The 10,856-nt window shown below is 70.6% G+C and carries 9 protein-coding genes; 6 read left to right on the plus strand and 3 right to left on the minus strand.

The genetic code is table 11. From position 1 onward, the window contains the following. Positions 1–91 precede the first annotated feature (91 nt). Entirely contained in the window at positions 92–1,591 is a 1,500-nt protein-coding gene (locus ACFVV5_RS10650; RefSeq protein ID WP_387243133.1) for an APC family permease, read from the plus strand. A gap of 88 nt (positions 1,592–1,679) precedes the next feature. Here the strand turns inward: ACFVV5_RS10650 and ACFVV5_RS10655 are convergent, their stop codons facing one another. From ACFVV5_RS10655 to ACFVV5_RS10665, 3 genes are read right to left on the minus strand one after another with little or no spacing between them, the layout of a single operon-like run. Then, positions 1,680–3,083, minus strand: a complete 1,404-nt coding sequence (locus ACFVV5_RS10655; RefSeq protein WP_387243136.1) for an aldehyde dehydrogenase family protein — start codon at positions 3,081–3,083, stop codon at positions 1,680–1,682. After that, positions 3,080–4,243 carry an acyl-CoA dehydrogenase family protein gene (locus ACFVV5_RS10660; RefSeq protein ID WP_387243139.1) on the minus strand — a complete coding sequence of 388 codons (1,164 nt, stop codon included), beginning with the start codon at positions 4,241–4,243 and terminating at the stop codon, positions 3,080–3,082. Before ACFVV5_RS10660 ends, ACFVV5_RS10655 begins: the two co-directional genes overlap by 4 nt. Continuing rightward, positions 4,240–5,493 carry a CaiB/BaiF CoA transferase family protein gene (locus ACFVV5_RS10665; protein WP_387243142.1) on the minus strand — a complete coding sequence of 418 codons (1,254 nt, stop codon included), beginning with the start codon at positions 5,491–5,493 and terminating at the stop codon, positions 4,240–4,242. The genes ACFVV5_RS10660 and ACFVV5_RS10665 overlap by 4 nt, the downstream gene beginning before the upstream one ends. A gap of 147 nt (positions 5,494–5,640) precedes the next feature. On the opposite strand from ACFVV5_RS10665, the gene ACFVV5_RS10670 reads away from it, so the two are divergent. From ACFVV5_RS10670 to ACFVV5_RS10690, 5 genes are all read left to right on the plus strand, one after another. Beyond that, entirely contained in the window at positions 5,641–6,414 is a 774-nt protein-coding gene (locus tag ACFVV5_RS10670) for a FadR/GntR family transcriptional regulator (protein ID WP_387243145.1), read from the plus strand. Further along, positions 6,407–7,165: a cache domain-containing protein gene (locus tag ACFVV5_RS10675; protein ID WP_387243148.1), complete on the plus strand. Its 759-nt coding sequence runs from the start codon at positions 6,407–6,409 to the stop codon at positions 7,163–7,165. Before ACFVV5_RS10670 ends, ACFVV5_RS10675 begins: the two co-directional genes overlap by 8 nt. Before the next feature lie 109 nt (positions 7,166–7,274). Beyond that, positions 7,275–8,711 (plus strand): gamma-aminobutyraldehyde dehydrogenase, encoded by a 1,437-nt coding sequence (locus tag ACFVV5_RS10680; protein WP_387243151.1) that lies wholly within the window; start codon positions 7,275–7,277, stop codon positions 8,709–8,711. Positions 8,712–8,740: 29 nt separating this feature from the next. Beyond that, positions 8,741–9,904, plus strand: coding sequence for an FHA domain-containing protein (locus ACFVV5_RS10685; RefSeq protein WP_387243154.1), 1,164 nt, complete (start codon positions 8,741–8,743; stop codon positions 9,902–9,904). A gap of 37 nt (positions 9,905–9,941) precedes the next feature. Further along, positions 9,942–10,778, plus strand: coding sequence for a PP2C family protein-serine/threonine phosphatase (locus tag ACFVV5_RS10690; RefSeq protein WP_387243158.1), 837 nt, complete (start codon positions 9,942–9,944; stop codon positions 10,776–10,778). The last annotated feature ends 78 nt before the right edge of the window (positions 10,779–10,856 follow it).

Raw genomic sequence — 10,856 nt, forward strand, 5'->3', positions numbered from 1 at the left:
AGCGTTCTTTCGACTAGGTTGTGATCGCACACGACGATGTGTGCGCGATCGAAGGCGATCGCCGGCTCCTCACATCACCCGAAAGGGCACAATGTCCGCTGAACCAACCACGTCCGAGCATCTCGGGGACGGCGAGCACCTCGCGGTGCTCGGCTACGAAGACTCGTTCAACCGCTCGATGACGCTCTGGGCGAATTTCGCGCTCGGATTCACCTATCTCTCGCCGCTCGTCGGCGTCTACTCCCTGTTCGCCACGGCCCTGGCCACCGGTGGCCCGCCCTCGATCTTCTGGCTCGTGATCGTCGGCGCGGGGCAGCTCACTGTGTCGCTCGTGTTCGGCGAGGTCGTGTCGCAGTACCCCATCCACGGCGGCATCTACCCCTGGACCCGGCGGCTCTGGGGCAAGCGCTACGCGTGGATGGCCGCCTGGGTCTACATCTGGGCGATGATCGTCACGATCACCGCGGTGGCCGCGTACGGCAGCGGGTTCCTCGCGAGCCTGTTCGACATCCCGGTGACCAAGGAGGTGACGCTCGTCCTCACGGTGCTGTTCCTCGTGGTGGCGCTCGGGCTGAACTTCTCCGGCACGAAGATGCTGGGACGGGTCGCCCGCATCGGTCTCGGGGCCGAGCTCATCGGCGTGATCGCGGTGGGGCTGTACCTGCTGATCTTCCAGCGCAAGCAGGACTTCGGGATCTTCTTCAACACGATGGGCGTCGAAGGCAACGGCTCGTACGTCGCGGCGTTCCTCGGAGCCGCGCTGGCCGGCCTGTTCCTCTTCTACGGCTTCGAGGCGTGCGGCGACGTCGCCGAAGAGGTCGCCGACCCGGCACGGCGCATCCCGCGGGCCATGGTGCTGACGATCCTCGTCGGCGGCGTGTCCGCGCTGCTCGCCTTCGGCGGCTACGTGATGGCCGCCCCCGACCTGCAGAGCATCGTCTCGGGCAAGGACACCGACCCGATCCCGGGGATCCTGCAGGCCACCCTCGGGCCGGTCGGCGCCAAGATCTTCCTGGTCGTCGCCCTCACCGCGTTCCTGTCGTGCGTGCTGAGTCTGCAGGCTGCCGCGAGCCGTCTGCTCTTCTCGTTCGCGCGTGACGGGATGCTCCCCGGGCACCGTTGGCTCGCGAAGGTCTCGCCTCGCAGCAAGGTGCCGGTGAACGCCCTGATCGTCGCGTGCAGCATCCCGGTGCTGATCACGCTGATCATCTACGTCGGTCCGGACGGTCTGCTGAACCAGATCACTGCCTTCGCCGTTCTCGGCATCTACGTGGCGTTCCAGTCGGTCGTGCTCGCCTCGCTGCGGCAGCGGATCAAGGGCTGGCGGCCGGCTGGACCGTTCAGCCTCGCGCGGACCGGCTTCGTGATCAATGTGATCGCGCTCGTCTACGGGGTGGCTGCGATGCTGCTCCTCGCGTGGCCGGGTCACAGCGGCAACGTGCTGAACGACTGGATCGTGCTGATCGGGCTCGGCATCGTGGCCGGCACCGGCCTGCTGTATCTGTTCCTCGCGCGGCCCGATCGCAAGTCGGATGCCCCCGAGGGCGACGCCATCCAGGTCGCCGAGCTGCTGCGCGCGCGGCGCGGCTGAGCGGTTCGACGCAACGGCTGCGGCCCGGCACGGATCTCCGTGCCGGGCCGTTCGGCGTGCCTGTACGTCCCGGGTCAGCGCCCGCGGTTCACGGATGCTCGCGACGCGGGATGCCGAGCGGGTTGCCGGTGCGCAGCTCGGCGGGGAGCGACGACTCGGGGGCGTCCTGGTAGGCGATCGGGGTGAGGAATCGGCGGATCGCCGTCGCCCCCACCGAGGTGTGCACCGACGCCGTCGTGGCCGGCCAGGATCCGCCGTGGTGCTGCGCCCAGGCGATGGCGACCCCGGTCGGCCAGCCGTCGAAGACGATTCGGCCCGCGACACGGGCGAGTGCGGCCGTGAGCCGTGACACGTCCTCGTCGGCGCCGCGGTGGATCGTGGCCGTGAGGGACGAGTCGAGGGCGGCGATCGACCGGTCGAGCTCGTCGGGCCCCCGGTAGCGCACGAGCACCGTGAGCGGTCCGAAGCACTCGGTGAGGAACGGCCGGGGGTCGGCCGTGAAGGCTTCTGCGTCGGTCACGACGACCGTGGGGGAGGAGCCGGGGAGTTCACTCCCGCCGAGCACGTGCACGTCGTCGCGCGCGGCGAACGCCGCAGCCCCGTTCGTGAAGGCCGTCGTCATCCCGTCGGTCAGCTGCTGCTGCGGGATCACGGTCGACAGGGCTGCGTCCACGGCGTCCTCGACCCCGGAGCCCGCCGGCACGAACACGAGTCCCGGCTTGGTGCAGTACTGGCCGGCATCCCGGGTGAACGAGCCGACGAGCCCAGCGGCGATGGCGGCCGCCCGTTCCCGGGCCGAGGCTTCCGTGACGACGACCGGGTTGATGCTCCCGAGTTCGCCGTAGAAGGGGATGGGTCGCTCGCGCGCGGCCGCCAGGTCGAACAGCGCCCGGCCGCCGCGTTCCGAGCCGGTGAAGCCGGCCGCGGCGATCGCCGGATGCTGAACCAGCTCGACTCCGGCGTCGAGACCCTCGACGAGTCCGAAGGCACCCGCGGGCGCCCCCGCCGCGTCCAGCGTCCGCGACGCCAGCTCGGCGGTGCGCCGCGACAGCTCCGGATGCCCGGGATGCGCCTTCACCACGACCGGGCATCCTGCAGCGAGCGCGGACGCGGTGTCGTTGCCGAGCACCGAGAACGCGAACGGGAAGTTGGACGCCGCGTAGACGGCGACCGGCCCGAGCGGACGGAGCATCCGCCGCAGGTCGGGCCGCGGCGGAACGGCCGACGGGTCGGGGGCGTCGAGCGTCGCCTCGAGGTAGGCGCCGTCGCGGGCGACGTCCGCGAAGAACCGCAGCTGCGCCGCCGTGCGCGTGATCTCACCGTCGAGGCGCGCGTCGCTCAGGTGGGTCTCCGCCGCCGCGATCCGCACCAACTCGAAGCGTTCGGTCTCCAGCGCGGAGGCGAGTGCCTCCAGCCACCGCGCACGGTCGTCCCGTGCCGTCGACGGCAAGCCGCTCGCGGCCGCGCGCTCGACCGTCTCCGCGACGCTCATGCGAACGCCGCCAGGCCGGTGAGGGCGCGGCCGAGCACCAGGGTGTGGATCTCGTCGGTGCCCTCGTAGGTCCGCACGGATTCGAGGTTGGCCATGTGGCGCATCACGGGGAACTCGCTCGTGATCCCGTCGCCGCCCAGGATGGTGCGCGCTTCGCGTGCGATCGCCAGCGCTTCGCGCACGCTGTTGAGCTTGCCGACGCTGATCTGCGTCGGGGTCAGCGCACCGTTCTCCTTGAGCCGGCCGAGATGGAGCGCGAGCAGCACCCCCTTCTCGTACTCGACCAGCATGTCGGCGAGCTTGGCCTGGATGAGCTGGGTCGCCCCGATCGGCTTGCCGAAGACCTCGCGGCTGGTCGACCGGTCGATCGCGACTTCGATGCACGAGCGCGCGGCGCCCATCGCACCCCAGACGATCCCGTACCGGGCCTCGTTGAGGCAGCTGAACGGCCCGGAGAGGCCGTGGGCGCCGGGGAGGATCGCCTCGCCGGGAACGCGCACGTCGTCGAGCACGACATCGCACTGGATGGAGGAGCGCATCGAGAGCTTGCCGTCGATCTTCGTGGCGGTGAAGCCGGCGGTCGACGTCGGCACGAGGAAGCCGCGCACCCCCTCGTCGGTGTTCGCCCACACCACGGCGATGTCGGCGATCGCGGCCAGGCCGATCCAGCGCTTGCGGCCGGCGATGACCCAGTCGTCGCCGACGCGCCGGGCAGTGGTGTCCATGGCGGCGGGGTCGCTGCCGCCGGTCGGCTCGGTGAGCGCGAAGCAGCCGATCTTCTCGCCGCGGGCCATCGCGGGCAGCCAGGTGCTCTTCTGCTCGTCGAAGCCGAATTTGGAGATCGCGCTCATAGCGAGGGAGCCCTGCACCGACACGAAGGTGCGCCAGCCGCTGTCGGCCGCCTCCAGCTCGTGACACACGAGGCCGTAGCTGACCGCTCCGGCGCCCGCGCATCCGTCGTCCTTCAGGTGCATGCCGAGGAAGCCGAGCGCACCGAGTTCGGCGACGAACTCGGTGCGGAAGTACTTGTCTTCGAAGTCCTGCTCGGCCGTCGGAAGGATGCGCTCGGTGGCGAAGGCGCGTGCCTTCTCGCGCCAGGCGAGCTCCTCGTCGGTGAGCAGGTGGTCGATGCTGAATGCTTCGTGGAGCCGTGAGCTCACGGTCGTCCTTCTTCCGTCGTGTGGGGGTGGGTGCGGTGGTAGGGTTCCGGCCAGCCGGCTCCCGGATGCTCGCCGAGCAGCGGCGCCACCGAGTGGTATCCGGCCGTGCTCCGGGAGAGGTGGATCGGATTGGCCGGCTGTACGGCGACCCGTCCGCTCGCCTGGTCGTCGATGCGCACGGTCGGGTCGAGGCCGAGCCGGGCCGCGAAGTCGAACGCCTCCCCGATCGTGTTCACCGGTCCGGCAGGCACCCGCGCCGCAGCGCAGGCGTCGACCCACTCGGCGGCGGTGCGACCGGCGAGCGCCTCCTCGACGAGCGCCCGCAGCGTCTCCCGGTTGCCCACCCGGTCCGCGTTCGTCGCGAAACGGGTGTCGTCGGCCAGGCCGTGGCGGCCGAGCACCGTCGCGAAGTCGCGGAACTGGCGATCGTTCCCGACCGCGATCGCGAGCTCCCGATCGGCCGCGCGGTACACCTCGTACGGCGCGATGCTGGGGTGCGCGTTCCCCATCCGGTGCGGCGAGACCCCGGTGGCCAGGGTGCTCGACGCCTGATTGGTCAGCGCCGCCAGCAACGAGGTCAGCAGGTCGACGTCGATCCGCTGGCCGAGCCCGGTGCGCTCGCGCTCGCGCAGGGCGAGCAGGATGCCAGAGAAGGCGTTGAGGCCGGTCAGCACATCCACGAGGGCGACGCCGACTTTGGTGGGGCCGCCGTCCGGGCTCCCGGTGATGCTCATCAGCCCGCCGACCGCCTGCACGAGGAGGTCGTAGCCGGCGAGCTCAGCGCCGTCTCCGCGGCCGAACCCGGTGATCGAGCAGTAGATCAGGCCGGGATCGGCGGCGCGCAGGGTCGCCTCGTCGAGGCCGAAGCGCTCCATTACGCCCGGCCGGAAGTTCTCGATCACGACGTCGGCGGCCGAGGCGAGCCGTCGCGCCTCGGCGAGTCCGGCATCCGTGCGCAGATCGCAGACGATCGACCGCTTGTTGCGGTTCACGGCGGCGAAGTAGGTCGACTCGCCGGCCGCGTCGACCGGCGGCAGCCAGGAGCGGGTGTCGTCTCCGTCGGGGCTCTCGATCTTGATCACGTCGGCGCCGAAGTCCGCGAGCATCATGGTCGCGTACGGACCGGCGAGCACCCGGGAGAAGTCGGCGACGCGGATCCCGGCGAGCGGTCCGACGCCGCGTGATCCGACGTGAAGGTCCTCCGTATCGGGCCCTTCAGTGCCCTGGTCGCCCGGGCTCTCAGCGTGCATCCGCCCGTCCATGAGCCCCTCCGTCCGCTCCGACGGGGCATCCGGTGGGCCGCCGCTGGTCCTGAATTCATCCTATACCGCATGATTATCGGCGCGTTAGGGTGAAGGCATGGCAACGGCTACGGTTCCGATGGGCGGTGCGCGCTCGTGACGAGCGTGACGGGCCCGACCCGTGCGGCGCCCGGGGCACGCGACGCCGTCTTCGCGCAGCTCTCCGACACCGGCCGCTCCGAGCAGGTGGCGCAACGCCTGACCGACGCGATCGTGCTGGGGGTGCTCACCCCCGGCGAGCGGCTGCCGAGCGAATCGGAACTGGCCAGGCGCTTCGGTGTCGCGCTCGTGACGGCGCGAGAAGGGCTCGGGATGCTCCGCGAAGCGGGGCTCGTCGAGACCAGGCGCGGCCGCGACGGCGGAAGCTTCGTCATCGGCGCCGGCACGCAGCACGGAGCCCTGCTGGCGACGCGGCTCCACACCCTGTCGCAGGTGGAGATCTCCGACCTGGCGGTCTACGTCGCGACGATCGCCGCGGGCTGCGCCGATCGCGCCGCCGAGCGGTCGACGCCGTCGGACGACGAGCGACTGCGCGCGTGGCTGACCACGGCCGACTTCGGCTCGGCGGCGGAGGCGCGACGCAACGCCGGGGGCTTCTTCCTCGAACTGGCCGTGCTGAGCCAGTCGACGCGCCTGGTGCGCGAGCAGATCCGGCTGCAGGCGGAGTTCGGCCCGCTGCTCTGGGCCGGGATGATCGACGCCGGCCTGCGTGAACGCACGGCGGAGTCCGCTCGGGCCGTGGCCGAGGCCGTCGCTCGGCGCGATGGTCCGGTGGCCCGCTCCCTCGTGACCGCGATGGTCCGGGCGATCGCCGAATGGCTGCTCGCCGCGAAGGTGCGGATCGAGCGCGGAGGGGACATCGATGGTTGAGACCCGAACAGCGCGCGCCGGCGGTGGTGGGGCGCTGGCCGGCAGTGCTGCCCTCGTCGGCAGTGCTGCGGTCATCGGCTCGCTCTTCGATCGCGTCGTCGCCCAGCTCGGCGACTGGCGCACGGGCATCCTGAGCGATGGAACCGCCGAGACGACCGCGGCGCGCCTCGACGAACGCGTGCGCGCCCTCGTCGTGCCCGCCCTCGCCGCCGACGACCCGCTGCTGATCGGAGCCGGCTTCATCGCCTCGCCGGAGCTGGTCCGCGGGCGTGACGTTCACTTCGCGTGGTGGCTCGGGCCGCTCGAGGCGAACCCCGTCTTCGGTGCGACGACCGAGCCGGCCAAGCTCGACCTCGCCACGCGCAACCACGCCGACTATCTGCGCGACTTCCGCTCGCTGGAGTGGTACCGCATCCCGGAGTCGACGCATCAGACGCACATCACCGGCCCCTATGTCGACCACTTGTGCGCGTGCGACTACATCATCACGATCACGGCGCCGGTCGAGGTCGAGGGCGGGATGATCGGGGTCGTCGGCGCCGACATCCTCGTCAAACGGCTGGAACGCGAACTGCTGCCGGCGCTGCTGGCCATCGAACGGCCCGTGTCGCTCGTCAACGAAGTGGGCCGCGTGATGGTGTCGACCGACCCGGCTCTCGGCGCGGGGAGCATCCTGCCGCCCGATGTGATCGAGTCGGTCTCCTGCCCGGGTACGCCGTTCTCCCTCGCGCTAACATCCCATTCCAGATGAATTCGAGGTATGGTCGCCTCGTCGGGTCGTTCGAGCCCGGCGGGCGACGCGGGTGTCGTGCAGCACTCCGGGCCCAGGACCAACGCGGAAAAGCTGGAGAGGGACTGCCATGAGCATCCGAGAACTGAAGAACTTCGTGGGCGGCGGCTACGTCGACTCGAGCGCGACGGAGCGCCTCGACATCGTCGACCCCGCGACGGAAGAGGTCTTCGCTACGACCCCGGTGTCCACCGAAGCGGATGTGGCGAACGCGTACCGGGCGGCCGCAGAGGCCTTCGAGACCTGGGGCGACACCACGCCGGGTGAGCGGCAGCTGGCGCTCCTCAAGTTCGCCGACGCGCTCGAGGAGCGGGCCGAGGAGCTCGCCGACATCGAGGTCGGCGACACCGGCAAGCCGCGCGCCGGGATCGTGGCCGACGAGGTCGAGGTGATGGTCGATCAGGTGCGATTCTTCGCCGGCGCCGCACGCAACCTCGAAGGCAAGTCCGCCGGCGAGTACATGAAAGACCACACGTCGTTCATCCGGCGCGAGCCCATCGGAGTGATCGGGCAGGTGACGCCCTGGAACTACCCGATGATGATGGCCATCTGGAAGATCGCTCCGGCTCTTGCCGCCGGGAACACGGTCGTGCTCAAGCCCAGCGACTCGACCCCGTCGTCGTCGCTGCTCATGGCCGAGATCGCCTCCGAGTTCTTCCCGGCGGGCGCCTTCAACGTGATCACGGGCGACCGGAACACCGGCCGCGCCCTCGTGGCCGACCGCATCCCGCAGATGGTGTCGATCACCGGCTCGGTGCGCGCCGGCATGGAGGTCGCGGGATCCGCGGCCGTCGACCTCAAGCGGGTCCACCTGGAGCTCGGCGGCAAGGCGCCCGTCGTGGTCTTCGACGACGCAGACATCGCTGCGGCGGCCGAGGGCATCGCGACCGCGGGCTTCTACAACGCCGGCCAGGACTGCACGGCGGCCACCCGTGTTCTCGTGCAGGAGGGCGTCCACGACGAGTTCGTGGCAGCGCTCGCCGAGTACGCGAGGGACAACGCCAAGACAGGGGCCCCGCGCGACGAGGACATCCTGTTCGGCGCTCTCTCCAGCGGCGACCAGCTCGCGCGCGTCCAGGGGTTCATCGAGCGGCTTCCCGACCACGCGACCATCGCGCTCGGCGGCCACCGCCAGGGCGACAGGGGCTACTTCCACGAGGCGACCATCGTCTCCGACCTCGTGCAGGACGACGAGGCCGTGCAGAACGAGATCTTCGGGCCGGTGATCACGGCGCAGAAGTTCCGCGACGAGGAGCAGGCGCTGCGGTTCGCGAACGGCGTGCAGTACGGTCTCGCGTCGTCGGTGTGGACACAGAACCACGGCCGGGCGATGCGCATGGCGAAGGGCCTCGACTTCGGCTGCGTGTGGATCAACACCCACATCCCGCTGGTGGCCGAGATGCCGCACGGAGGGTTCAAGCACTCCGGCTATGGCAAGGACCTCTCGGCGTACGGCTTCGAAGATTACACTCGGATCAAGCACGTCATGAGCTACATCGGCTCGTGACCATCGTCTGAAATCGGGAGGACGCCGAGGTGACCCCCGGTTTCACCAGGTACGCCCCGTCGGGCGCGCCGTCTCGCTGGCTGTTCGTGGCCGGTCTGCGGTTCGTCGCCGTGTTCGACAGCACGGTCTCCGACGAGATCCTCGACTCCGTGTGGTGGCTGGCCCGTTCCGAGCTGGCCACCATCGAGTCGGTGGTCGGCGCCTTCCCGCTGACCGGGCCGGATGCCGTGCGGTCGTTCGCCGTCGCCGAACTGGGCGAGCCGAACGCCGCGAACGAGGTCCTGGTGACCGCGGTCGTGCGCGGCTCCGCCGCGATCGACGTCTTCTCCGTCGGCGGTTCGCGGCGTTTCACTGCGGCGGGCGTCCAGCCCTGGGTGCTCGCCGAGTTCCGCTCCGTCACGGGGCTGGTGCTCGGCGGTGACGACCTTCCGACCGCCCCGGTCGCGCGAGCGGGCGCGGGGTCGCTGCCGCTCGGCAGCGGTGTGGTCGACGGCGAGCTGCTGGCCTGGTCGTCGACGCCGATCCCGTCCGTTCCGAGGACTCCGAGCGTCCAGAAGGCTGCAGACGCTCCGGATGCCCGCGGAGCCGTCGAGTCCGCCGCGCCGATCGACGACACCGTCATCCGGGCCCGTGGGGGAGCCAGCCTGTTCGGCCACGGAGGGGCGGAAGCCGCCGTCGGCGCAGACGCCCTCCACGCAGGGGCTGAGCCGGCGTCGGCGCCGCACGAGCTTCCGGGCGCCGTCGACATCGAGCCGCCGTCCGACACGCCCGAGTCCCGGGCTTCGTGGGCGACCGACGCAGAGCCTCCGGCGACACAGCCGGACCCGGTCGTCCTGCCGCCGGGCCGCTTCGCCATCCGGGTCGGATCGGGGGACATCCTGGCCCTCGACGTGCCCGTGCTGATCGGCCGGCGTCCCGCCCCGCTGCGCGTCGCATCCGGTGCGGAACCGCGCCTCATCGCGGTCCCGTCGCCCGAGCATCAGGTGTCGTCGACCCACGTGCTCATCGAGCAGTCGGGGGACGCCGTGGTGATCACCGACCTGCGCTCGACGAACGGCACGACGGTGACTCCGGCCGGCGGGCCGACTGCGCGAATGCGCCCCGGTCAATCGCTGGTCGTGCTGCCTGGCACGCGTGTCGAGATCGGCGACGGTAATATCATCGAGATCACCGCCGCACCGGGGGAATCGTGAACGACGATTCGCCTGACCGGATAAGAAGAGGACGCGAGTGACCCAGATCGGTCGCAGCAACAGACGCCACAACGTGGTCGTGCCTGGTGCAACTGACGCGCGTATCAGCCTCGCGTGGGCGGCGCTCAGCGACAAAGGGTATCGCCGCTCGGTGAACGAGGACAGCCTGCTCGCGCGGTCGCCGATCTTCGCCGTGGCCGACGGGATGGGCGGCCACACGGCGGGTGACTTCGCCAGCGCCGCCGTCGTGACCAGACTCGCAGAGAAGGTCAGGGTGGACTTCGTCGGGGAGGAGGCCCTCACCTCCGCTCTGCGCGCAGCGGTCGACGACATGGGGCGCGGCGTCGGGCACACCGATCTCGGCACCGGCACGACGGTGACGGGCATCGCGCTCACCCTGGTCGACGGCAACCCGTACTGGCTCGTGTTCAACATCGGCGACTCGCGCGTCTACAGCTACCGCGACGGCTCGCTGGAGCAGCTCACGGTCGACCACTCGATCGTGCAGGAGCTCATCGACGCCGGCGCGATCACACCGGCCGAGGCGGAGGTGCACCCGCACAGCAACGTGATCACGCGCGCGGTCGGGTTCAACGAAGACCCGGTGCCCGACTACTTCCTGCTTCCGATCGTGGCGGGCGCCCGTCTGCTGGTCTGCTCGGACGGTCTCACCAAAGAACTGACCGAACACGGCATCCGTCATTTCCTCGGCGAGGGCACGTCGCCGCTCGACGCGGCCCAGCAGCTGATGGATGCGGCGCTCGGCAACGGCGGGCGAGACAACGTGACCGTCGTGGTCGTCGACGTGCTCGCGACGCCGGAGAGCGGGTCGCACCGCGAGGGAGTGTCCCGCCGCGCCGCTCGCCGCCACTGAAGCGGCGCTGAGGCGGCGCTGAGACGGCGCTGATGCGGCGCTGAAGCGGAGATGTAACCCGGTTCTTGTCCCCCGACT

This window comes from Leifsonia sp. NPDC058248 (genome assembly GCF_042881905.1).
Lineage (GTDB): Bacteria > Actinomycetota > Actinomycetes > Actinomycetales > Microbacteriaceae > Leifsonia.

Excerpts from the sequence above, each read along its gene's own strand:
- ACFVV5_RS10650 (WP_387243133.1), top strand. The coding sequence starts at position 92 with ATGTCCGCTGAACCAACCACGTCCGAGCATCTCGGGGACGGCGAGCAC.
- ACFVV5_RS10655 (WP_387243136.1), bottom strand. The coding sequence starts at position 3,083 with ATGAGCGTCGCGGAGACGGTCGAGCGCGCGGCCGCGAGCGGCTTGCCG.
- ACFVV5_RS10665 (WP_387243142.1), bottom strand. The coding sequence starts at position 5,493 with ATGCACGCTGAGAGCCCGGGCGACCAGGGCACTGAAGGGCCCGATACG.
- ACFVV5_RS10675 (WP_387243148.1), top strand. The coding sequence starts at position 6,407 with ATGGTTGAGACCCGAACAGCGCGCGCCGGCGGTGGTGGGGCGCTGGCC.
- ACFVV5_RS10680 (WP_387243151.1), top strand. The coding sequence starts at position 7,275 with ATGAGCATCCGAGAACTGAAGAACTTCGTGGGCGGCGGCTACGTCGAC.